Origin of the sequence: Mycolicibacterium sp. Y3 (assembly GCF_051188035.1) — a bacterium.
Classification (GTDB): Bacteria; Actinomycetota; Actinomycetes; order Mycobacteriales; family Mycobacteriaceae; genus Mycobacterium; species Mycobacterium fluoranthenivorans.
Window position 1 is genome coordinate 6064469 of the sequence record NZ_JAVQLT010000001.1, and the last position, 24295, is coordinate 6088763.

19 protein-coding genes are annotated in these 24295 nt (G+C 64.7%); 4 read left to right on the top strand and 15 right to left on the bottom strand.

The genetic code is table 11. The features are described 5' to 3' along the window. Positions 1-89: 89 nt before the first annotated feature. A complete protein-coding gene (locus QN239_RS29680) occupies positions 90-1529 on the bottom strand; it encodes a PPE domain-containing protein (RefSeq protein WP_499017014.1) in 1440 nt (479 codons plus the stop codon). 190 nt (positions 1530-1719) lie between these two features. Between QN239_RS29680 and QN239_RS29685 the strand changes: the two genes are divergently transcribed. After that, complete coding sequence (locus tag QN239_RS29685; RefSeq protein ID WP_499015914.1) at positions 1720-2529, top strand: class I SAM-dependent methyltransferase; 810 nt, start codon at positions 1720-1722, stop codon at positions 2527-2529. Here the strand turns inward: QN239_RS29685 and QN239_RS29690 are convergent. From QN239_RS29690 to QN239_RS29745, 12 genes are all read right to left on the bottom strand, one after another. Then, positions 2467-5394, bottom strand: coding sequence for an MMPL/RND family transporter (locus QN239_RS29690; RefSeq protein ID WP_499015917.1), 2928 nt, complete (start codon positions 5392-5394; stop codon positions 2467-2469). The genes QN239_RS29685 and QN239_RS29690 overlap by 63 nt on opposite strands. Beyond that, the gene (gene eccE / locus QN239_RS29695) at positions 5391-6332 is read right to left on the bottom strand and encodes a type VII secretion protein EccE (RefSeq protein ID WP_499015919.1); all 942 of its coding nucleotides are present in this window, start codon (positions 6330-6332) and stop codon (positions 5391-5393) included. The genes QN239_RS29690 and eccE overlap by 4 nt, the downstream gene beginning before the upstream one ends. Beyond that, positions 6329-7705, bottom strand: coding sequence for a type VII secretion-associated serine protease mycosin (gene mycP, locus QN239_RS29700; protein ID WP_499015921.1), 1377 nt, complete (start codon positions 7703-7705; stop codon positions 6329-6331). The genes eccE and mycP overlap by 4 nt, the downstream gene beginning before the upstream one ends. Continuing rightward, positions 7702-9126 (bottom strand): type VII secretion integral membrane protein EccD, encoded by a 1425-nt coding sequence (eccD, locus tag QN239_RS29705; RefSeq protein ID WP_499015923.1) that lies wholly within the window; start codon positions 9124-9126, stop codon positions 7702-7704. The genes mycP and eccD overlap by 4 nt, the downstream gene beginning before the upstream one ends. A gap of 21 nt (positions 9127-9147) precedes the next feature. After that, positions 9148-9948 carry an ESX secretion-associated protein EspG gene (locus QN239_RS29710; RefSeq protein ID WP_499015925.1) on the bottom strand — a complete coding sequence of 267 codons (801 nt, stop codon included), beginning with the start codon at positions 9946-9948 and terminating at the stop codon, positions 9148-9150. A gap of 4 nt (positions 9949-9952) precedes the next feature. Continuing rightward, positions 9953-10240 (bottom strand): WXG100 family type VII secretion target, encoded by a 288-nt coding sequence (locus QN239_RS29715; RefSeq protein WP_499015927.1) that lies wholly within the window; start codon positions 10238-10240, stop codon positions 9953-9955. Continuing rightward, on the bottom strand, positions 10240-10533 hold the full coding sequence (locus QN239_RS29720; RefSeq protein WP_499015930.1) for a WXG100 family type VII secretion target: 294 nt from the start codon (positions 10531-10533) through the stop codon (positions 10240-10242). Before QN239_RS29720 ends, QN239_RS29715 begins: the two co-directional genes overlap by 1 nt. Positions 10534-10695: 162 nt before the next feature. Next, positions 10696-11004 (bottom strand): PE family protein, encoded by a 309-nt coding sequence (locus QN239_RS29725; protein WP_499015931.1) that lies wholly within the window; start codon positions 11002-11004, stop codon positions 10696-10698. Next, positions 11004-15032 carry a type VII secretion protein EccCa gene (gene eccCa / locus QN239_RS29730; RefSeq protein WP_499015934.1) on the bottom strand — a complete coding sequence of 1343 codons (4029 nt, stop codon included), beginning with the start codon at positions 15030-15032 and terminating at the stop codon, positions 11004-11006. The genes QN239_RS29725 and eccCa overlap by 1 nt, the downstream gene beginning before the upstream one ends. Then, positions 15032-16525 carry a type VII secretion protein EccB gene (gene eccB, locus QN239_RS29735; RefSeq protein ID WP_499015937.1) on the bottom strand — a complete coding sequence of 498 codons (1494 nt, stop codon included), beginning with the start codon at positions 16523-16525 and terminating at the stop codon, positions 15032-15034. Before eccB ends, eccCa begins: the two co-directional genes overlap by 1 nt. Continuing rightward, on the bottom strand, positions 16522-18381 hold the full coding sequence (gene eccA / locus QN239_RS29740) for a type VII secretion AAA-ATPase EccA (RefSeq protein WP_499015939.1): 1860 nt from the start codon (positions 18379-18381) through the stop codon (positions 16522-16524). Before eccA ends, eccB begins: the two co-directional genes overlap by 4 nt. Positions 18382-18526: 145 nt before the next feature. Beyond that, complete coding sequence (locus QN239_RS29745; RefSeq protein ID WP_499015941.1) at positions 18527-19837, bottom strand: hypothetical protein; 1311 nt, start codon at positions 19835-19837, stop codon at positions 18527-18529. A gap of 227 nt (positions 19838-20064) precedes the next feature. On the opposite strand from QN239_RS29745, the gene QN239_RS29750 reads away from it, so the two are divergent. Next, a complete protein-coding gene (locus QN239_RS29750; RefSeq protein ID WP_499015944.1) occupies positions 20065-20607 on the top strand; it encodes an FcoT family thioesterase in 543 nt (180 codons plus the stop codon). Positions 20608-20683: 76 nt separating this feature from the next. Then, positions 20684-21724 carry a glycoside hydrolase family 6 protein gene (locus QN239_RS29755; protein ID WP_499017015.1) on the top strand — a complete coding sequence of 347 codons (1041 nt, stop codon included), beginning with the start codon at positions 20684-20686 and terminating at the stop codon, positions 21722-21724. A gap of 10 nt (positions 21725-21734) precedes the next feature. Here QN239_RS29755 and QN239_RS29760 read toward each other — a convergent pair whose 3' ends face one another. After that, on the bottom strand, positions 21735-22973 hold the full coding sequence (locus QN239_RS29760; protein WP_499015946.1) for a glycosyltransferase family 4 protein: 1239 nt from the start codon (positions 22971-22973) through the stop codon (positions 21735-21737). Continuing rightward, positions 22970-23995 (bottom strand): lipopolysaccharide biosynthesis protein, encoded by a 1026-nt coding sequence (locus QN239_RS29765; protein WP_499015948.1) that lies wholly within the window; start codon positions 23993-23995, stop codon positions 22970-22972. The genes QN239_RS29760 and QN239_RS29765 overlap by 4 nt, the downstream gene beginning before the upstream one ends. On the opposite strand from QN239_RS29765, the gene QN239_RS29770 reads away from it, so the two are divergent. Further along, entirely contained in the window at positions 23985-24218 is a 234-nt protein-coding gene (locus QN239_RS29770) for a hypothetical protein (protein WP_499015950.1), read from the top strand. The genes QN239_RS29765 and QN239_RS29770 overlap by 11 nt on opposite strands. The last annotated feature ends 77 nt before the right edge of the window (positions 24219-24295 follow it).

The following is a 24295-nucleotide window of genomic DNA, read 5'->3' on the forward strand; positions in this document are numbered from 1 at the left end:
AGCGCTGTAACCCATTTGGTCTTCACAGCAAAAGTCGCGCCATGTCGTCGAAAAGTTCCCGGCTGCCAATGATTGCCGGTACGTCGGACCTATTCCGGCTGGGTATTCGCCCTATCGTCGGCTTCCCAGGTGCTCGGAAGCATCGGGACGGCGGTATCCAGGCCGTCGTCCCGCACGAGTCCCGTGGCGACACCGGAAGGCATGCCGACCGTGCCAGCGAACCCGATCAGGCCCGCGCCTTGATTGCTCGCGGTAGAGGATGCAGCCGCGGCGGCTGCCGGCACGCGGCCCCCGTCGTCCATCGATGCTGTCGACTCTATGAACTCGTGTCGATAGCCACGGGCCCCTGCGCTGCTGCTGCGTTTCTGTCTGGCCTTGTTCCGCATTGCGCCGGAGGCGCGGGCCGCAGCGACCGCGGCGGCGACGTCCACTGCCGTATCGGGCGTCTTCCCGCCTTCTTTCGGCCCGGAACCGACGGTAGGCGGCTGCGGGCCCAGGACGGCATAGCCGACAGTGGAGGCAGCTGGAGGACTGCCTGCGGTGGCCGACGCCGACGTCGGTGCAGCGGAGCCAGTGGTATGGGTGACGGGCACACCAGCCGCCGGTGGCGCCAGCGTGACAACGGGATTGGGGCTCGAATCGGCCGGATGGCTCGGGGCGCCAGCTGCGGGAAACGGTAACGTTTCCAGCGGGGACTCGTTCAGCAGGGCAAGCGCGGCAAGCGCACTCAGCGCGCTCAGCGCCGGAGCGAAGAAGGGCAGGAGCAGCAGTCCGTAGGACGCATAGTAGGGATACCAGAGCACGTCATACAACCACAGCGCGACGAAGGCCAGAACCGCCGCCGTCGCAGGGTTGAAACCCAGCTGTTCGAAGAAATACCGAAAGTTCGCAAGCAACTGATCGATCTGGCCCTGAGTACCCAGCTGTGAGATGAATTGCCAAAGATCGCTGAAGAATTCGCTCAGCGATCTGGGAGGGTTGAGCAGCAGGCCTTGGGCCTGAAAGTCGGACTTGAGAATGGCCGGCGCAGGCTGACCGGGCGGCACAGCTGCCGTTGCAGTCCCGGCGACCGCCTGGTAGACCGTCATGGTTTCGGCCGCCTGTATCCACATACGCACATAGTCGGCCTCGTTGACCGCGATGGGGATCGTGTTGATACCGAAGAAGTTGGTGGACACCAGCACGGCGTTGGCCAGATGGTTGGCAGCGAGTTCAGCCAATGTCGGCATGGCAGCCAGCGCGGCGCTGTAGGCAGCCGCGGCCGTTTCATGCTGCAGCGCAACCACCGCACTGTTGATCGAGGACTGCTCCAACCAGGCCACATACGGCAGATGCGCGACCGCATACTGCACGGCGCTCAGCCCCTCCCAACTGCCGGCTGCCACCTCACTCACCAAGCTACTCAGCTCGGCAGCAGCCGCGCTGTACTGGGCACTGAGCTGTTGCCATTGCGCTGCCGCGGCCAAGAGCGATCCTGGTCCCGGCCCGGCGCTGAGCAAGGCGGAGTGAACCTCTGGCGGCAAAGCCATCCATACCGGCGCTGTCACTGCGTCTCCTCATCACTGTCCTTCGCGGGTGCATGCCATAACGCACCCTGGTCATTGGTCGCAGCACTCCCTCGATAAGTTCCCGGGCCGCCGATGCGGCGTGGATCCCGACTGGCCACAAGCTGTTTGAGCCATCGACCGACAGGACGCCGCCACAAAGTACGGTTGTCCCATGCCTGCAACCGACGCCCGTCATCTTGACGGAGTTTCCGAAACCGCTCTGCTGACTCTCCATCAGCGAGCAACCGAAGCCGCGCGGCCGGACCACATCATCGACGATCCGTGGGCGGTCGCACTGCGCGACAGTCTCAGTTACGACTACGGAAACTTCGGCCGGCCCCATCAAGCGACGGCACTTCGGGCGCTGGTGTTCGACACCGTGACGCGCGAGTATCTGGCCGCGCACCCCCGCGCAACGGTGGTGGCGCTGGCCGAGGGGCTTCAGACGAGCTTCTGGCGTCTCGACAACGGTGAGATCACCTGGTTGTCTGTCGATCTCGAACCGATCATCCAATTACGTCGAAAACTCCTACCGCCCTCGGGCCGGCTGCGTCATCTCTCTCAGTCCGCGCTCGATCGCTCCTGGATGGAGGACGTGCACGCACCCGACGGCGTCATCATCACCGCTGAGGGACTCTTCCAGTACCTAGACCGCAATGCGGTGTTCGAGCTGATCGCTGCCTGCGCCGAGCGGTTTCCCGGGGGGTGGCTGGTGTTCGACAGCATTCCGCGCTTCGTGAGTTCATACTCGCAGCGCCGCGGCTTCAAGCTGAGTGAGCATTACACTTCTCCACCCATGCCGTTCTGGTTCACCGCAGCCCAATACGCTGAGCTCTACTCGATAGGCGGAATTCGCCAGGTGCGGGAGCTGCCGTACCCGCCTGGCCGAGGCAGGGTGTTGCGGTGGGCCACTCGGCAGTCATACCGGCTGCCCCAGCTGGCCAGGTTCCGAGCACCCGTCACGCTCGTCGAATTCGACTGACGGAGGGCCGGCTGACGGCTGCGGCCAGGGCGAAGGACGTGGCCGCCACCGCACCAGCTGCGGCCACCAAAACCACTTACCCAGCAGCACTGCCACCGCCGGTGTCATGAACGAACGAATGATCAAAGTGTCGAATATCAAGCCGATGCCGATCGTGGTGCCGATCTGACCCACCACCGTAAGCTCACTCGCCACCATCGACATCATCGTGAAGGCGAATACCAAACCGGCGGCAGTCACCACCGAGCCGGTGCCGCCCATCGCACGGATGATGCCGGTGTCCAGTCCGGCACGCAGCTCCTCCTTGAACCTCGCCACCAGCAAGAGGTTGTAATCTGCCCCGACCGCCAACAGGATGATCAGCGACATGGCCATCACCATGAAGTGCAGTTCGATTCCGATCAGGTGCTGCCACAACAGTATCGACAAGCCGAACGCGGCACCGAGTGAGATGACCACGGTACCGACGACCGCGATTGCGGCGACCAGGCTTCGGGTGATCGCCAGCATGACGATGAAGATCAGCGCGAGCGCGCCGACCCCGGCGATCACGAGATCGTCGTTGTTGCCGTGCTGCATATCTTCGAATAGGGATGCCGTCCCGCCCAGGTAGATCCTCGATCCTGCCAGCGGGGTACCTTTCACTGCTTCCTTCGCCGCCGACTTTATTGCTTCGACGTGACCGATCCCTTCTGGGGACAACGGATCACCTTCGTGAGTGATGATGAAGCGCACCGACTTTCCGTCGGGGGAGATGAAGCTCTTCATACCGCGCTTGAAATCGGCGTTGTTGAAGGTGTCCGGCGGCAGGTAGAACGTGTCGTCGTTCTTCGAGTTGTTGAAGGCGTCGCCCATGGCGGACTGGTTCGCCTGCATCTCGTTGGATTGATCCTGGATGCCCTTCTGCGTCTGGTACATCCGCAGCATCATGTCCCGGGAGGATTGCATGGTGGAGATCTGCGCAGGCAGGGTCGCCAGCATCTGCGGCATCAACTGATCAAGCCGCTGCAGATCGGGCAGCAGGTTCTGGAACTGATCCGTCGTGGCGTCGATACCGTCCAGCGCGTCGAACACCGAGCGCATGGCGAAGCACACCGGGATGTCATAGCAATGCGGTTCCCAGTACAGATAGTTGCGGATGGGGCGCAGGAAGTCGTCGAAATCGGCGATGTGGTCCCGCAACTCGGCGATGTCGACGGCCATGTCGGTGCTTTTGCCCACCATGCTGTGGGTGGTGGCGCTCATCTCCGTCATCAGCGTGATCATCCGGTTCATGGTGCCGATGGTGGTGTCCATATCGCCGGCCTGCTTCAGCATGGTGGCGAACATGTCCTCCATGTACTTCTCGTTCATCTGCTGCGCCGTACCGCCCATACTCATCTGGGCCGGAATGGTGCTGAACTTCAGCGGCTTACCGTCGGGACGGGTGATGGCCTGCACGCTGCCGATCCCAGGCACCCGGAAGATCGCCTTGGCGATCTTGTCGATCACCAGGAAATCGGCCGAATTGCGCAGATCGTGGTCGGACTCGATCAGCAGCAACTCCGGATTGAGCCGTGCGGAGGTGAAATGCCGTTCAGCGGCTGTGTAACCCTCGGCTGCGGGCAAATCCTCGGGGATGTACTTTCTTTCGTTGTAGCTGGTGCGGTAGCCGGGCAACGCGAGCAGACCAACGAGGGTGATACCGACCGTGGCGATGAGCACGGGCCCCGGCCAGCGCACGACGACGGCGCCGACCTTTCGCCAGCCGCGGATCCGCATCGCCCGTCGGGGCTCCAGCCGGCCCCAGCGGCTGGCCAAGGTCACCACCGACGGGCCCAGGGTGACCGCGGCACACGTGACCACCACCATCCCGGTCGCGAGCGGCACCCCAAGCGTCTGGAAGTACGGCAACCGGGTGAAGTACAGGGACATTGTTGCGCCGGCGATCGTCGACCCGGAGGCCACGACGATGTGCGCGGTTCCACTGAACATCTGAAAATACGCCGCTTCTGGGTCTGCGCCGGCCGACCTTGCCTCCTGGTATCGGCCGACCAGAAATATCGCATAATCGGTCGCCGCGGCGATCGCCAACGTGACCAGCAGGTTGGTCACAAAAGTGGTCAGCCCGATCAAGCCCTGATAAGCCAGCAAGGCGACGACTCCGCGAGCCGCCGATAACTCCACGAACACCATCACCAGCACGATCAATGCGGTACCAACAGATCGGTAGACCAGCAGCAGCATCGTGATGATGACGGCAAACGTGGCGATCTCGATAATCTGCGCGCTGCGGTCACCGGCGGCCTGTTCGTCATGGGCCAGCGCAGCAGGACCGGTCACATACGCCCGCACCCCCGGCGGAGCATCAGTGCGATCGATGATTGCACCGATGGCATCGACCGATTCGTTGGCCAGCGCCTCACCTTGATTCCCGGCAAGGTAGACCTGAACATAGACGGCCTTACCATCCCTGCTCTGCGCCCCGGCAGCAGTCAACGGATCTCCCCAGAAGTCCAGCACATGCTGCACATGGGCTTTGTCGGCCACGAGTTGGTCGACGACGGTGCGGTAGTAGCGATGCGCATCCTCGGCCAGTGGCTGATCGCCCTCCATTACCACCATTGCCGAGCTGTCGGAGGTGTACTCCCCGAATACCTGGCCGATACGCTTCACGGCGACCACCGACGGCGCATAGCCGGGGCTCATAGACACCGAGCGCAGCTTGCCCACGACCTCAAGTTGCGGAATGACCGAGTTCAGTACGACTACGAGGCCGATCCACCCGATAACGATGAACACGGCCCAGCGCCGGATCCACCCAGCCAGGCCCAGCGATCCACCGCGTCCCGGTTTGTCAACCGCGCGGGAGCTGGAGTATGTCATGCCGTGATCGGGACCCCATCCACTGGCCATCGCACCAAAGCGCCCTCCGCAATCGGAAAGACCTCGGAATCAAGACGTTTGGTCGACGTAGGGCGTAGAGCGTCGAGGGCAGCCCATTGGTTTCCAGGCTGCGCCGTCAATCCCGATAGCGGCGGACGAACCGGAGCCATGACGGTGGACCGGACCGCACACGCAGCAGACCAACCGGTCGCGCTGACTTCGATCGCGGTCCACACCTCCCCGAAGTCCTGAGATCGCAACTCGCCGAGTAACTGCTCAGGCGATGCGTCGGCCATCCCGTACGCGGTGACGAACCCCATCGTGCCGTCGGCGACCGACCTCCAATGCTCCTCGGGTCTCGGCCCGAGCAGGTCCGGGATGTTCAGCTCCGAGGTGGTCGATGACCAACCACGTTCGCGGAGTTCGGCGGCGAGACGGCGCAACGCGATCTCCGCCGTGTCGCGCAACGGGATGGCCGTTGATCTCGCTTGCAGCGCTGGAAGATTCGCGCGGGCGGACATGGTGAGGCCGACCCAGGTCATGGCTCCTGTGGGAGTGCGCCGACTGGTGACCCTCAGCGACCGGCAGGACAATCCGAAGCGATCGAGATAGCTGGCGATCAAGTCCAGCGGTGCGTACGGATCCGGGCCATCGAGTAGTCGAAGTACGACCGTAGCGTGCGCATCGTTGTCCGACAGATCGAGCGCGGCCTGCGTGCCGGATCCCCGGTGAGGGCGCAGCGACAGCCGCAGCCGACGCCACACGATCGTCGTCAGATGCCGGCCACGCCACCACGCGAGAAGCAGCACGACCAGCGCGACGGCCGAGCCGAGTACCCAGCGTTGCAATCCCGCGGCCCACGGGTAGGCCATGGCGGCCGGAATCCCCACCAACAGCGCCACAGTGATGCGAGCCGATCCGGGTGCGACGATTCTCACTGCAGTTGGTCCCTTCTTCGGTGTCTGGCGAACGCGACGGAGGCAACGAGCACGGCCAACACCGCCGTGCCTGCGAACGCGATGGTGCGGGGTAGGTGGTCCGGCGGCGTTGGGACTGCTGGGGCCGCAATCCGAACGGGAGCGGCAGATCGGTCGCCGGCGGACGGGGGAAGCTCCCACGTCAGCGCCGCGACAGGATCAACCATCCCGCTACCGACCAGGTTGGACGGACTGCGGGCGCCGTTGTGCGCTGTTCGCTGGAGCCGCTGGATGACCTCAGCGGCGGTTAGTTCCGGGAAGCGGCTGCGAACCAGGGCGGCAGCCCCGGCCACATACGCTGCGGCATAACCGGTTCCGTTCAGGGATGTCCATTGACCTCGTTGACCCGGAACGCCGTTGGCCAACCCACCGCTGCTGCCGGCATTGCTCAGCGATACGATGTCCTGCCCCGGAGCGGCGATACCCACCCATGGCCCTGGCATGGTGAACTCAGATGGCTGACCGTCAGGGCCCAGCGACGCGACCGCCAAGACATAGGGTTGCCACCACGCAGGCACCGCCACCGACACCACCCCGCCCCAATTGCGCGAGTCCGCTGGATTCCCGGAAGGCGTGAGCGGGTTGGCCCGGCATTCGTTGCCGGCAGAGAGCCCCGTAGAACCGAGATCGCCTGCCGGCGCAATGACGACAACGTCCTTCTCGACGGCTGCATACCGCAGCGCGGCGCCCAGCGACTGCTGGTCGACCGTGCTGTCGGCGGGCAGGCAGACGCCCTGCGCGATAACGATGACCCTGGCCCCTGAGTCTGCCCCGCGGACCACAGCACGTGCCAGCGTGGTGATGTCGAGGGCTGCCCGTGCTCTGGCCGGATCATCGCTTTGCTCACGCAACGAATAGGCCGCCGAGCGCTGGCGAATCGAGACGATTCGGGCCGCCGGCGCCACACCCGAAAACACATCCGCACCCGGCTGACCACCGATGATCCCAGCGATCAGCGTGCCGTGCCCATCACAGTCGGTCAGCCCGTCGGTATTGCCCACGTAGTCTCCGCCCGACTTGACGTCGGGCAATCGAGAGCCCGGTGTCACCCCGGTGGCGATCACGGCAACAGTTTGACCTTCACCTCGGGAGAACTGCCACGCACCAGGGATATTGAGCATCCGTTCACTGGCTGTGCTGGGCACGGTGCCCGGCCGCAAACCCGTCGTCACACATTCCGACCGCTGCATCAACTCCCCCGAAGGACCGGAACCGGCCGACGGCGGCGGCACGGTGACGTCGACCGATGGTGGGCTCACCGCCCACGCCGACGAATGAGCCACCAAGGTCGCCACCGCGCCGGCCAGTACCGCACGCAGCCTGGGCCGCATCATCGATTGAGCACCCAGGAGAACAGACCCACCAAATAGGCGAGCACCGGGACCAGGGATGCATCCACCGCCGCTGCCAGCAGCCCGAGGATCCGACGTGCGGGCAGCGAATAGCTCTGGGGCGCAGCAAGATCAGGATTGACCGCCAGGGTTACGAACCCGGCGGTCAGCACCAACAGCGCAGCCAACACCACCGCACCCGCGGCGAAGCGTCCTTGCCCGATGAAGAGTACGAGCATGCTGGTCGAAACCAGGAACGGTTGGGCCAGCAGCCAGGCTTTGCACGCGGCGCCATTCCACACCCTGGCCCGCAGCAGCGCTGACGCGGACACCGCGACCACGGTGTACCAAGCCCAGGCGCCCACTGATTCGGGCTTCCACACGATGGCCAGCGAACCCAGTATCGAGAGGATTACCGCGCCGGCGAGGAATCCGGTCTGATACGAGTCGCTCATCCGGATCCGTCTCGGAAGATCCTGCAGAACCCGGATGGGTGGCGCAGGGGGTGCCTGATCGCCGGGGGCGGGGATCACCGGCAATGGCAGTCGCGCCCACAGTGCCGACAACGGGGCAGCCTGGACGGTGACCAGGAGCGCCACGACCAACAAACCGCAACCGAGGGTCAGGATCGACAGATTCCAGACCTCGGCCAGGATGCCGACCGCGGTGACAGCTACCGCGGATACGGTCAGCGCAGTGAGCAGAATCAGACCGCGGCTACCGAGAATGACGCTGATCAGCGACCAAGCCGCCACAGCGGCACCCGCGAGTGTCACCTGCGCCGGCCCGAATGTACCGGGCACAGCCACTGCGCAGGCCGCAACGATCGGCACAAGCGCCACCACCGAAAGTTCAGATGCCGCGCGCGCCGAGTGTGAGCGCATGGCCAGCGCCGCAATGACGGTGAGAACAGCCAACCCGATCACTCCGTAAAGACCCACCACCCCGCCGGTGCCTACGCGATACGAGGCGGCGAGCGCGGTTGCCGCGATGATCAACAGAACCAGAGCGGTCCCGGCGAAACGACGAATGTGGTTGATTCCCCAGGAACGCAGCCGCGATTCCGAGAAGATGACCGCCGCATCCGCAATGTCCTCCACCACACCGGGTGACGCAGGGCCCTCCGGAACGGGCCGCAGCATGAGAAGATCACCGTCGACCACACCCACCGTGTCGAGGCTCGCGTCCAGCGAGAACGGCACTCCGCCGATCGGCGCCAAGCTCAAGAGCCTTGGCGCCGAATTTGCCTCGCCCTCGGACTCGGCATCATCTGCGGGAAGCACCCGTTGCACGGCCGGAAGGATCTCCCGCAGTGGCACAGTTGCCGGCAGCGCAAGGTCGGCAACCCGATCCCGGGCGAGGATCGCGATCCGAACCATCAGCGGGTCCGGAGTGCCGATCGTAGCCTCGGAAACGTCAGTCATCTAATCCATCCTCTTTCAACATTATTGGCCGGCATATTCGCCGTCCGGGAGAGTGGCGATCAGTTCGGTCACCGACCGGGTGATGGCCGCGGGGGTCCCTGGCGCAAACGTGGACACCCATCTGCCGTCGAACGCACGTGCGGGACTCACCACCACCCGGCCCGCGACGGTGTCAACGACGGCCACTCCGACATCGGTGGTGTGGCGTGCCGCACCACAGCGTTGGCCCGCAACCACTTCGACATAGCTCTGCGGCGAGTCGAACACCGCAGATACCACGGGACGGGCAGAGTCAGGGATACCGAGGTAATCCATCACCCGGAACAGATCGGCGCCGTCGCGAATCTGCTCATCTGCTTTGGCGCCGACGTGGGCGGGCAGTTCGAACTCGGCGAAGTCCGCCGGCTCACGCCTGGGCAGTCCGGCAGTGACGATCTCGGCGAATCGATGATCGACATCGCCCCCGACGGGGGAGAACGTGATGAACTGGGCGTTACGTAATGCCACCACTGTCTCGCCGTGACGACGAGCGACAATCCCGCGTAGTCGTTTACCGTCCACCCCGCGGACATAGCGCAACTCGAGCCAGCATTCGGGTTCGCAGACGATTCGGATCCATTGCCGCACTGCGGGACTGATCTGCCCGTCTTCTACCACTCCGAGCCGGTCCAATTCGGCAGTCTGTCTCGACGCAAACGCCGCACGGTCTGACTGGTCACGATAGGGCGGGATGATCGCAAGCACCCAGGGAAATGAGCCCGCATCCTCCTGGTCTGCGATGAACCAGGCCGCGTCGACAGTCAGCTCGACAGCCTTGGGCACGGACCTAACCCCACTTGGCGCCTTCGGCCGCATCCCTGGCCTGCATTGCCATCGTGTTCGACTCATAGGTCGCCGACATTGCCCGGTAGGCCCGCACCAGTTCGTCCATGGCGGTGTTCCACTGCGCCTGCCAGGCTTGGTAGGTCATACCGGTGTCGCCCTGCCAGGCATTGTGCAACGCGGCCTGCTCTGCGGCGATATCGGCTCCCACAGTCTGCAGCGCGCCTGCGTAACCGGCCATATCGCCGGCGTGGCCGAGCATCGCGGGGTAGTTGTACATGATCTGGGACATCAGAAACCTCCGTAAGTGCTCGCAGCCGATGCGTCTTGGGCGACATAGGTGCTGCTCGCGTCGGCCAGATTGGCTTGCGCGTGATCGAGTAGCACGTTGACCTTAGAGGCGGCTTCGGCGAATCGCGCGTGGGCGGCCTGGAAGGCGGCCGAGGCCTCACCCATGTGGAAAGCCTGCGCGGACATCGCTTCCTGTTCAGCCTGTGCGATCGTGCTTCGCATCAGTCCGGTCTTCGCGGCGAAAGCGGACTCGGAGGCGATGAGCTGGGGTATGTGAGCATCCAGAAGACTCATAATTGTTGAACTCCAATCTTTTTCGGTGACTAGGTCATTTCTTGTAGCCGAGATTCAGTGGTAGGCCTCCCCTTCAGACCAACACAGGCACGTCATGCCGGGGCGAGCGAAGCGACGGGGGTTGTCAGGACCGGGGCGAGCGAAGCGACGGGGGTTGTCATATCAGCCGCGCGCGATCAGGTACGACGAAGCGGCCGCGGCGTCCCCGGCGGCGTAACTCGCCCCCGATTCGGCGACACCGGCACCGGCCCGGCCGAGTTCGGTCACGGCCAGCGCCGCGAGGGCACTGTGTTCGGCGCCTGCGGCACTGAAACCTGCGGCGGTCTGCAGCGACACCGGGTCGGCGGCCGGCGGCAGCACGGCGTTGGTCATCGGCGCCGCAGCGGCGTGAGCGGCGGCCAGCCGCGCGGACAGCGCCTCGACCGCGGCGCCCGCGGCGGTCAGTCCTTCGGGAACGACACGCAGGGTCATCAGCTGTATTCCTTTCCGTTCGAAGCGATCCCCGAAACATGTTCGGGGACGAAGGGGTTCACCAGTTGGACATAGGTGGCGACCTCACTGTCACCGAGCAGCATGGCCCGTCCCGGCGGCAGGCGGTGGAAACGGTGACCACGCAGCTTGCCGCCGTCGGCGGGGCTGCCCGAGAGCATCACGGTCGTCGCCTGCAGGTCGTTGAGCCTGCGCAGCAACGGCGCGGTCATCACCGCGTGCGCCGAGCCGCTGGCCCGCGCGGTGATGATCACGCGCAGTCCCAGATCCCCGGCTTGGGACAACAGGCCGAGCAGCGGGGTCCACGGCCGCGCTCCGACATAGGGTCCGCTGACCGCCGGGCCGTCCGGGATCTGGTCGACATCGTCGATGATCAGGTAGTGGGTGTGTCCCTGGTAACGCCAGTTGCGCAGCTCCTGTGGGGACAGCCCGGCCGGTGGTCGCCGCGCCTCGATCAGCGCCGCCAACCCAAGCATCGCCGGGGTGATCCGGTCGATGTTGGGGGTGTACTCGTTGTCGGCGAACAACGGCTCGTCCACCATCTGCAGCCGGCGGTCGACGACGGTGAACGCCACACCATTCCCCGTCGCTCCGCTCGCCCCGGCCCCGTCGGGCGTCGAGTTGTCCCGGATCGTGCGGATCAGATGCCGGAGCAGGGTGGTCTTGCCCGAGCGGGTGTCGCCGAACACCATCATCAGCGGATGCGCGGCGAAATCGATCGCGACCGGCGCCAGGTCCTCTTCGCGCTGACCGATGACCACCTGTTCCGGGCCGACGTACAACGGGCCCAACGCAGTCGGCGGAAGCTGACTGGGCAGCAACCGCACCTCGGGCGCACGCAGTTGCGGGTAGCGGGCATTGATCGTGGGAATGAGGCGCAGATCCGGCTCGGCGAACAGGAAGTGCTCGCCGGCCATGGTGAGCCCGCGCCCCGGCTGCTCGGCCGGTACGCCGTCGGCGGGCCGACGAAGCGCCCCGACCACCCGCACGTTGCTGTCGTGGGAGTCACTGAGCTTGAGCTCCAGGCGCAGACCGAGACCGTCGCGCATGGCCAGCGGGACCTCAAGCCAGTTCGGCGTGGTGATCACCACGTGGATCCCGTAGGCCAGGCCGGCGTTGACCAGTTCGGTGACCTTGGCCAGCAACGGGTTACGGGTGTTGAACGTGTCGACATTGTCCCGGCTGAACGCGTAGAGGTTGTCGATGACCAGAAAGACCTCACCGTAACCGTCTTCGTAGGTGCCGGGCCGGTTGACCGCGCCGCGCTGCTGTCGTTGCCGCAGCAGCTGTTCCAGCTCGGCGAAGGTGCGTCGGATCCGCTCGGGCTGCAATGGTGTGGCGACCGCGCCGACGTGGGCCAGATCGGCCATCGGTGCAAGCTGCCCGCCGCCGTAGTCCAGCACGTAGAAGCTGACCTCACGCGGGGTGTGCAAGGCAGCGGCAGACAACATGAACGTCGCCAGTGCGCTCGACTTGCCGGACTTGGGGCCGCCGTGGATCAGCATGTTGCCGGCCGCCGAGCCGGCCGCGAACACCAGTGTGTCCCGGCGCATCTCGAACGGCTTGTCGATCTCACCGAGCGGCCACTGGAATCGCTGTTCGGCGAAGCCACTTCCCGCGGCTGCGCTCGCCGCTGCCCCGGTACGGCCCAGCAGTTCGGCCAGCGGAATCGGCTCATCCAGCGGGGGCAGCCACAGCTGCGGCGCCTTCGGCCCGTACGCCGCCAGCTGGTCACCGATCGTGGCGATGAGCTTGCGCGGGACCGGCACCTCCTCGGGCTCGCTGGACATGATGACGGTGTCGGGTGCCGGCTCGACCCGTGCCGCGGTGAACAGCTGGGGCGCTGGGGTGGCCGCCACGACGATCGAACGGGCGGTACGCGGCGGGTCGTAGATCCCGTCGACGTAGGTGCTGCGGAACTTGATGGGCGTCGCCCCGGGCGCGGGCACCAGGAAGCCCTCACCCTTGTGCTCGCGGCCCGACTCGATGTGGAACGCGTCCTCGGTGCCGATGATCTGTCGGCTGATCGACGGGCTGGCCACCTTCAGGCCGATGCGATACGAGGTGTTCTTGTCGATGTCCTTGATCCGCCCCACATCCAGCGTCTGCGACGCGAACAGGAGGTGGATCCGAAACGATCGACCCTTGCGTGCCACATAGTCGAACAGGTCGGCGTACTCGGGGTGCTCAGCCAGCATCAGGGTGAACTCGTCGGCCACCACGAACAACGTCGGGATGGGAGCCAGATCAACGGCGCCCGGCACGCCCGATTTCTGGGCGGCCTCGTACTCGGTCACCGAGTTGAACGCACTGCCCTGGACCCGGCGGCCCGCTTCTTTGAGCAGCTGTTCACGACGGGCCACCTCACCGCGCAACGTGTCGGCGAACCGGTCGGCCAGCGAACGCTTCTCGGCCATATTGGAGATGACGGCCACCACCTGCGGGAAGTGCCGGAAGATATCGGCACCCGCCTCACCCTTGAAGTCGGCATAGATGACGATGAGCCGGTCGGCGGAATGAGTGGTCAACAACGACAACAGGATCGACATCAGGGTCTGCGACTTGCCCGACCCGGTCATACCGATCATCAGGCCGTGAGGACCCATGCCGCCCTCGGCCTCATCCTTGAGATCGAAGACCAGCGGATCACCGGTGGCGGTGACCCCGATGGGCACCCGCAGCTCGTCATCGCGGTCACGCGGCGCCCACAGGCTCGCGATATCAAGCGCCGAGGCATCCGGGATACCGAACAGCGTGGTGAACGTCGACGCGCCGGAGCCGGCGGAACGCGCCTGGTCCGGATTGGAGTCCCAACGCGCCAACCCGCGGGCGAGGTGCGTGGCCGCCGCGGCGGAGAACGCATCGGCGGTGTCGACGAACGGCTGCCAGCCCGCACTGCCCCACCGCAGGATCTTGCCGTGCACCACCTTCAGGATGGGACGCTCCGGATCCGGATACTGTTCACGGTGCGGCTCGGTTGCACCGCGGTGCACCAGCGTCACGCCGGCCGCGCCGGCGCGGCCGAGCACATCGTCGGGATCGATCTCGGGATCGTCGAGCACGATCAGCAGGTGCTTGCCCGACGGCAGCGCGTCGCCGGTGAACGCGTCACGGTCGGTGAGCACGGGCGCGAGCAGGCCACCGAGTTCGGGTGCGCTGGTCGCGAGGTAGCGTGCCGGTCCGACGCCGTCGGCCGCGCCGGCGATATCGCTGTGCGGCAACCACTTCAACCACGACCAGTCCGGCCCCTCCAGATCGGGGGTGGCCAGCGCCACGCCGAGCACCGCGGGGTCGTGCCAGGTAACCGCCTGAGCGACCCACGCCCGCAACGTATCCCGGACCTCGGCGGGATCCCCGAGCACCGTGATGCGGGAAACCTTGGCCAGGTCGATTCCGGCGGGCACCGCACGGACGGTGCGGTGCACATCGAGCAGACCCCGCAGCGTGGTGTGCGACACCGGTTCCAGATCGACCTCATCGACGGCATCCTTGACGCGCAGCGCGACCGACAACGGCGCGTCGTGCAGTCCGGCCCGCAGCACCAGGAAATCCGGATCATGCGGGTCGCGTTCCCACTGTCTGCGGGTGCCCGGAACAGCGGCCAGCAGTTCGGGATCAGGATGCGACCACTCCAGCGCCGCCCGCTGGGACTGCACCTGTGCGCGCACGTTGTCCCGCACCACCGACAGGTAACGCAGATAGTCGGCACGCTCGGCGTCGACCTCCTCGGTGCGCAGCTTGTTGTCCGAGCCCCGGTACATCGCGGTGGCGGCAAGCAGCAGCACGAACGGGAAGAACAGCGTCGTCGGTGAGATCAACCGCATCCCGGTGGCGACCAGCGCGACGATCATCCCCACAATCAAAAAGACGATCAAATACGGCAGCACACGGCGCAGCAGCGACGGCGGCACCAGCCGAGGCAACGTGGGCGGCGCCTCGATCGTGATCGCACCTTTGCGCACCTCCGGGGCGGGGATGCGCCGCCGGGCCTCAAAAATCAAACGGCTCATCAGTTCTCCGTCCCAATGAACGCGGTGAGCGCATCGTCCCTGGACAGCGCAGGTCCCGCTGCGAACAACCTCAGAACAGACCACGGAATGGGGAGCGGAGGCGCTGACAATCCCAGCGCCGCAATGGTCTTGGACAGTTCTTCCGGACTCGCGGCCTCGAGTCCGTACCGCATGCCGATATCGGACACCCAGAACACCGAACCAGCTTGCGGTGCTGTGGGCTGCTGTCCGGCCGTTTGGACAAAATAGCCTTTACCGGTAGGTAACACCGCCCGTGTCGCCGTACCAGCACCGGAAGAATGCAGATCAACCGTGTTGCGGGCAATCGGAACTGCTGCTCCCGACAGCAACGTGAGCGAACTCGTGGTCGCGTCACCCGGCTTGACCCATCGCGCGCAGGTGACCGGCGCCCCCGAAGTATCGGATAACTCGATCTGGTCCGCCGGGAAAGCGTCCGTGTCCAATAGCCGGGATACTGGCATCCTCGCGATCTCGTCAGCACTGAGCCACGGAGGCTGCACCAGCCCATACGAATTCGAGTTACGCAGCAATGCGGCCAGTGCCGGGGTAATCCGCTGTAGACCGTCCGGCAGCACGGCGTAGAAGTTCACCGCGTGAACATCGCCATACGCCGCCACCACCGATCCCACCGGCTCAGGCACCGACGGCGTGAACTGCACCGGGGCACCTGCACCCGGAATCGCTGGGATTTGCAGAGGGACGCCTTCGGGGATCACATTGAACAACCCGGGGGCGATAGGCCGGGCAGGTGGAATAGCTGAACCAAGTCCGAGCGCATCGGTCACAGCGCGGTCTGCCAAATCGATACGACTTCGTCTACCGTTCCATAGCAGCCACGTGACCGGCGCACCCTGGGAACCGCTGTCCACCAGCACACCTCGATCTCCCGGTAATGCCGAGGCGAACTGGCCTCCCTGGGCCGGCGCACCGCCGATGATGGTGAGCCCCGGGTAGGACGTGCCGACACTGTCGCAAACGGTCCAGTCCGCATCATGAGAGTCGCTCTGCACCATACGTTCCGGAGCACCTGAGATGCCAAGCTGTACTCCTCTGGGGAGCGCATCGAGCGCGGAGCCGCCGACGGTTTCCGGGCGCGCCGGCTGTCCGGCGATCAGCCGCGCAGACGTCAGGTTCAGCACCGGGTGCAGTACGCCATCGACTCGTACATAGAGTGCGGAGGTGTCACGATCGGCCAGCACCGTGTTGTTGCCGACTGCTCCGTTCGGCCGAATCAAGGTGAACACGAAGCACCCGATCAGTCCGGTGACGACGATCAGCACCCCGGTCATGAGCGAACGCGATTGTGTACGAAGTGGATCGGTGAGCATCCGGGTATCGTGCAGAGCTATCCCCGAAGCAATTCGGCGCATGAGGAATCGCCACCCGGTGACCTGGTGCCGAGTGACGAAGCCACGCCGGTACTCGACCCGGTCGGGGTTCTCGTTGACCGGGGTGCGCGAAACGAAAGTCATGTGGTCCCCTCGCCAGCAGCCGGTGCGTACGCCCCCAGTCCGAGTCCGCGCAGTAGGGGCGCGGCCGCATTGCTGACATCGCTTGCGGTGATCGTCATCAGCTGGTCATCGGTGAACCTACCGGCGCCTGCGGAGCTGGAGTGGTCCAATCGGTATTCGCGTTCCTCTTCGGAACGTTCGACCAGATTTCGCACGAAACGGCCATTTCCGGCGATGTCCAGGCTGCGCCGATTGACACCGTTGGCATCCGGCGTGGTCGCCGAGGCCAAATGGGCGAACAGCGACGTCAGATCCTGGAGAGCGCGCTCCTCGAACAGACTGTCGCGTTGTTCGGCCATCACGCCGGCAATCTCGACCAGTTCCGGTGCGCTGTAGGACGGGAAGTCGATGCTGCGGGTGAAACGCGAGCGCAGACCCTCGTTGGTGTCCAGGAACCGGTCCAGATCGGCGCGGTAGCCGGCGACGATCACGACCAGCCGGTCGCGGTCGTTCTCCATACGGGCCAGCAGCGTGTCGATGGCCACCAAGCCGAAGTCGTTCTTGGCGCCGGTGGACACCAACGCGTACGCCTCGTCCAGGAACAACACCCCGTCCAGGGCGCTGTCGATGATCGCGTTGGTCTTGGCCTCGGTCTCCCCGATGTGCTGACCGATGAGGTCGGCACGGTGCACTTCGCGCACCGTCTCCTTCTTCAAAAGACCCAAGCCGCAATAGATCTTGGCGACCACGCGGGCGATCGTGGTCTTGCCGGTACCGGGCGGACCAGCGAACACCAGATGATGGGACCGCTGCGCGACCGCGAGTCCGCGTTCCTGACGCAACAACGCCATCGCGACCGAGCTCCTCAGACGCGCTACCTGGTCCTTGACCTCCTCCAGACCAATGAAGGCCGTCAGCTGCTGCTCGGCTTCGGCCAGCAACGCGGCTTTGCGCTCATGGGCGCCGGGATCGACGAAATCGGCTTCGCCCGGTTCGGTTTCCGGGTCCCAAGGATCGGTACGGGCATCGATCCGCGCGGCCGACGTCGTGACGATACCGTGGGTCGGGTCTGACAGCGCGTGCTCGACCTCGACGTTTTCAGGATGGGCCGCATAGAGTTCCTGAAGTACATCGATCGTGGCTTCTTCGTCACCGTGTGCCCGCAGCGCCAGCGCCTTGGCAAGGGCGCCGTCCACGGCAGCCGTCGCGCACGGGCCGTCAGGTTCGTCCAGATACGACAGCGCCGGGGCATACATTCCCAGTCGCGCCAGCGCGATACCCAATGCGATTCTGGCCCCGTGGATGAAGACCTCGTCGGCGTCGACGTCGTTGACCATTGGGGTGAGCAGTTTCACCACATCGGCCCACCGTTCGGCACGAAAGTTGATCGCAGTCTGGACCCAGCGTGCGTCCCGATCGCCGAGATTGCTCGCGGTGATGTCGTCGGTGATTGCGTGTGCTTCGCCGAACCGTCGGGCTTCGGCCAACGAGGCCGCGTGGGCGAGCTGATAGCCGTCGGGAGCAGACGCGCGGAACCGCAGGTACAGGCCGGTGTCGTAGCTGAAACCTAGAGCCGCCGGAGTCAATTCGATACGGCCGGAAAGGACGCCGGATGTTGCACGGGTCGCCGAGACCGCCTCCAGTACTCGAGCGGAGGTGTCGCCGGCAGCGGCCAGGCCGGTCCAGGCATCGCACTGGTCGGGGGCCAGTCGTGTCAGCTCCGCGAATCCTGTGCGCGCCGCGGTCAGATCAACCGGGCGGCGGCGTTCGTAGACCGGCAGGCCCAGGGTCCTGCAGCATGTCTCGAAGCGGCTGAGAACTTCCCCGTCGATGCGAGCGCTCCCCCCGACCGCACGGAAGCCACTACCGACGGGCACGCAGGGACCCGATGATCATGATTGCCACGTTGCTGTAGTCGGCCCCGGATCACCTTTAGTTCCCCGAGTCCGCAAAAGGTGGGCACTTCACCGGGCTGTTCTGCCGCACTGCGGCCGGACCGCCACACTCCGGCCGGGTTTCGCCTCATTCCAGAACGGCCGTGAGGTCCAGATCGTCCAGCGCAGCGCGCACCAAGGTCAGCAGAGCATCCTTCGTATTGAGTGCATGGGACTCCCACGACGCGACGCTGAACCAGATCTTTCCGCGCAGCGAGACTACGGATACCAGCAGATGTCCGCCCAGCCTTTCCAGGGTGGCGGCCGTGACGCCGGCCTCGCCGCCTCTGATGCCGAAGAAGTCGGCATCGGTACCGTCCGGACGGTTGGCCGCGTCGGGAACCTCACCGACGTTGCTGCAGCCGACCGGCTTTCCCACCTTCAACACCAGGTTCTCCAGCCGTCTCGCCACCGCCCGCGGTGTGAACGGCAACATCGCCAGCGGGGCCAAGATCGTCTCGCGACTCTCGCCCAGTTCGACCAGTGCCGCTTTCATCGCGGCGCGGAGGTCCGTCAGATCTTCACAGACCTGACTTGGGTCGGCGTGAACTGTAATGGCGTTCAGTGGGTTTGCCCGCGTGTCGCCTTCGGTGCGTTCACTTACAGGTATCGACAGCAAGACCCGGCCGTGCTGATCTGTCCGGCCCAGCCGATCTCCGATGCGGGTAGCCAAGGCGGCGACCAAGACGTTGCGGGTGGCCCCGAGCGAGGTGGCGCGATCGTCCCAGACCCGAGCATCAATCGCACCGTAGACCCTGGGTACCACCACAGGACCACCCCGGGAAGCCTCTTGTGCGGGCAGCGCGGCCTTTACCGAGGCGGACAACTCTTCCTGTTGTTCCCGAGCCAACCGCGCACCCGCCGTGACCGCAGCCGGGATCTCCCGAACCGAGCGAACCGTCACCCCGATGTCTTCACGCAACGCACGCCAGCGACCGCGCGCCGCTGCCGACGGGAATCCGAAATCTCCCCGGACGCCCTGCACCGAGGAGACGATGGACCGAATCCCGGCGACCGCGTCAGCAGTGGTGTGCGATATGGCCAGACATACGGCCGCACCACCTCCAGTCAAGGGTTGCACGCCGAGATGCCACGGCGGTCCGAACTCGGGATCGACTGGCACGAAGGATCGTTCGTCCACCCAGTCCCAGACCTCAGCGCGGCTCCGTTCTGCAACCGCGATATCCAGACTGGCAGTTTCGGGGGCATACGAGACCCACCTGTGCCGCCCGAATGGCAGGGGCGACCGCTCGATCAGTCTGCCGAGCAGTGTGTGGTGCAGGTTTCGGTGAAACCGGCGCAACCCGTTGAGATCGACTCCGTGCTCGTAGATCCAGACGTACTGGATGACGGGGCCGCGGCCGAGCGCGCGCAGAGCCAGGAAAGATGCCTGGTCCATATACGCCAGCGTGTTGTCAGCAGGTGTGTGCACCATGAGACCCTCTTTCTCAGCAACAGCGGCCCCTCTCGCCGCCGACACCGGCCTGCCGCAAGCACAGTACTGCACGGGAACTATCCGGCGATCCGCGACGACCAAATGTGGAACCTATCCCACAGACGGACTGGAGCGATCCCGAGCGCAGCGTTGAATTCAGCGCAGCGTTGAATTCAGAAGGAGAACGATTTATGACCACCTCCCCCACACTCGCAGTAGACAACCTTCGCGAGGACACCACACTGCTGGCCCGCACCATGGCCCCATACGCCCGGAAAGAAACCATCTACCTGAAGAACGCCGTCACCCGGCGCCAGGGCGATACTGTCACCAGCATCGGCGATTTCGGCTTCCAGCAATCCTGCTATATCGAGGAGACCGGGCACTTCAACGCCGTCGAGTTCGTCATCTCCTACAACCAGCTCGTCTACTACACCCTCGCGGCAACCGTACGCGATCACCTCCTCCCCGAGCTGAAAAACTGGGACTTGGAGGACTATTGGCAGCGGCAGCTCCCCTCGATCCTCATCAGCAGAATGTCCACGCGATTCCGGCAGCCGATCAACGCTCGCAACTACCATGGCGAACTCACCATCACCGACATCGAATTCCGGCAGCGTTCACGACCATTGTTGGCACTACAGACCAAGATCGACTTCACCGACGACGCCATCGGCAATGCTCAAGGCGATGTCGAGATCGTCCTGCTCGATCTACCAGCCGAATCTCAATAACGTCAACCATGTCTCGGCGGCGAGTGCCGGTGGTGGACGGGTGCACGGTCTTACTGGCATCCACTACGGTGATGTCATGGCGGATTCAAAGTGGTCAGCCAGCCGCACATGGGTAACGTTGTCAATCGCGATCCTGGCGGCGACAGCGTCGGGCTGGGCCACCGCGACCGCAACCGATAACCAACCTGCCCCCTGCACTTCGTCACCGACAACCATTGCGGCCGCCACGCAGAATGGTAATCCTCTGCTGGACAAAGCTTTCTACGTCGATCCGACCAGCTCGGCTGCCGTGGCAGCCGCCCGGGCGACTCCGCAGAATGCCGGCCTCAACCTGATAGCGGGCACCCCGACGGCGTGGTGGGTGGACCAGCAGACGCCAGTGACTGCCGCCGCCGCCGCCGCGCATGATTACGTCTGTGCAGCCGCCGTCGGTCACGACATGCCGATCGTGGCAACCTACGCCATTCCACACCGAGACTGCGGCGGCTTTGCAGCGGGCGGTCTGAACACGGCCGACGAGTACCGGTTGTGGACCGCGGAATTGGCACGGGGATTCGGCTCTTTTCCGGTGACGATCATCATCGAGCCAGACGGCCTCGTCTCCGCCGACTGTCTCTCCGCACCGTTGCAGCACGAACGACTGGACCTACTTCGGTTCGCGGTCGGTACATTTACTCAGAACCCCAACGCCGTTGTCTATATCGATGGCGGACACTCACGATGGTTGCCTGCGGAGAAGCTCGCGGAGCGCCTCTCATCGGTAGGTCTCAGTAAAGCGCGAGGCTTCAGCCTTAACGTGTCCAACTTCCTCACCACGGAGGAGGAAGCTGCATATGGCGAGAAGGTCTCCAGCCTCACCGGCGGCTCCAGTTACGTGATCGACACATCGCGCAATGGCACGGGCCCGGCACCGGCTGCACCGCTGAACTGGTGCAACCCGCAAGGGCGTGCGTTAGGAGTGACTCCCAGCGCGAACACCGACTACCCACATGCCGACGCATACCTGTGGATCAAGCGGCCGGGCGAGTCAGATGGCGATTGCGGGCGCGGCGAACCCACTTCCGGCGAATTCTTCGAGTCCTACGCGGTGGATCTGGTTCACAATCGGGGACGTTGACAGCGCCGCATCAAGCTGCACGATGCACCCTCCGCGCCTTGTCATATGCGTCGATCACACGTGGGATCACTCGAGATGCGGTGTAGTCATGTGCGCGCGTCATGCCGGCAGCACCGAAGGTCTCCGCCAGTTTCCGGTCGGATACCAGGGAATCGAGCGCCACCGCGAGTGCGGCGGGATCATTGGCAGCCACAACGAGCCCGGTTGATCCGTGTCGGACCACCTCGGGGAGCGCCCCGACGTCCGTCGCGACCACCGCGGTACCCGCAGCCATCGCCTCAATGGCGACCAAGCCCAGTGGTTCCTGCCAGCGCGACGGCACCACGGCGACCGCGGCCGCAGCCAGACTGGCCATGATCTGCGGATGCGAGATATCCGTCAAAGTGAGCACGGGCCGGCTGGGGGTCCCCGGGTAACGAATGGTATCGGACCTCTCGGTGCCGATCATCACCAATGGCACCGCAGTGCGCATCATCTCGTGGGCGGCGACCGCCAGCCCTACGCCTTTGTGTTCTCCGAGCGCGCCGACGAAGATGACGAAGGGGCCCGAGGGGAGCATCTTCGGCGGATCGGAGTGTGCCTCGTCAAAGATCGAATCAGCGACGAAGGACGGGATCCGCTCGATGCGCTCGGTGGGCACGTCGTGCAGGCTGGCAGCCTCCACCGCCGCACTGATCGGCAGAAAGCGCGTCACGCGGCCAAAGCGGCGCCGACTTTCCCATAGACCCATTGCGGTCGGAAGTCCTTTGAGGAGGCCATAGGCCTCGACCGAGCACTTCGTACACCGCGCGGGTCGCCGACCTTCGCAGGCGGTGTCCAGCGCGGAGCCCTGAATCAGGGTCTTCTTGGCACAGCTCAGGCCGTAGTCGTGCAACGTCGCGACCAGCGGGGCAGCAGAAAGCCGCAGCGACAGGCACGAATTGAGGATCCACCCGTGTGCATGGACGACGTCGGGCCGGATATCGTCGACGAGTTGCTGAAGCCTATTGACCAGTAGCGGGTCGGGAAAAGTGGGATGAAAGTAGTGTCCAGGATCCGATGCGTAGCGGCGCAGATATCTCGTGAATCCGTCGATCCGGTATACGTCGACACCGCCGTCCACCTCGTGAGCAGGTGCATCGGGGCGGCCCAGCGTGACGACGGTGGACGAGTGGCCACGTGCAGTCAACCCTTTCGCCAGAGCCTCGACGACGCGCTCGGTGCCGCCGACAGCCGGTGCGAACCCATCGGTGACCTGCAGGACCTTCACCGGCTACCGCCATCGGCGCCTAGAGCTGCTGTATCGGCCACTGCCAAAAATGCAGCCTGCTCGTCAACCACGGTGGCTGGGTCGCTTATTCTCTTCCAGCACAAAACAACCCAGATGGCTCCCGCAAGCTGGCTGATAATCCATGCCGCACCCACACCTTCGATGCCCCACAACGGCGCAATGAACCAAGCAACACCGAGGCAGCCCAGTAACATCCCGGCATTGAGCAGCATGGCGGTGCGGATCCGCCCGGTCACCCGCAGAATCGATATCGCGACGTTGGTGACCGCATCGGGAACCGCGGAGATCGCCAGCAACAGCAGTAGCAAGTATCCGTGGTCGGCGAAATCCCGTCCGAACAACCCCAGGATCGAGCGTCCCGCAAGTACGTACACCAATATCGGCGGCACCATCAGAACCATGATCGTGACGACACATCGCCGCGCGAGCGGGCGCAGATCGGTGGGACACGCTGCGCCCTCGACGAACAGGGACGCCGACACCGCCGGGCTGACGATGAAAAAGACCGAGCCCAACATCCAGGTGGTGTAGAAGTAGGCATTCTCCGCAGCCGACAACCGGGAGTAAACGATGACGGGTAGCACATAGCCTGCGAGCATCGCCGACACGGTGATCAGATGCTGACCGGCCAGGGCGGATGCCATCTCACCGAGATGACGTCCGATGTTCCGGAACGAGGGTCGCAGCGCGCGTCCGGCGCGAGAACCGTAAGCCACGAAAGCCCATACGAGGGACAGCCCTGACGCCACGGCCCAGGCAAGGAGTATCGAGTCCGCCTCGGTGAGCACCGATACCGAGGCGAATATCAGCGGAATGCGAATACCGCACTGAATCAAGTTGCGCACCAGCAAGATACCGCTGCGGTGATCCGACACCGAGACGTAATCGATGACCTGTCCCACAGCGAAGCACACACACGTGATCGAGAACAACGCTGCACCGGCGGGATTCGCGATCTGAGGTAGAACTCCGACAGTCCATCCGAGCAGGGTGATCACCACCACCGCACCGGACAGCGACGTCAGCACCGCGACCGCGATTCCGGCCGTGACGCGTTCGCGCCATTCCACTGCCGACGTGGTCCTGGGTAGCCATTCGATGAGCGCCGTAGCCGACCCGATGCTGGCCACCAGCACCGTCGCCTGGATCGCGCTCGTCGTCGCCGCGGCGGTTCCGCTCGCGGTCGCACCGAAACCGCGTGCCACAATCACCCAGAAGACATAGCCCAGCAGCGACGTTGTCACAGTGTTACCCATGAGAACCAGGCTGTTTCGGGTCATGGGATCCGAGAGCGACGAGCG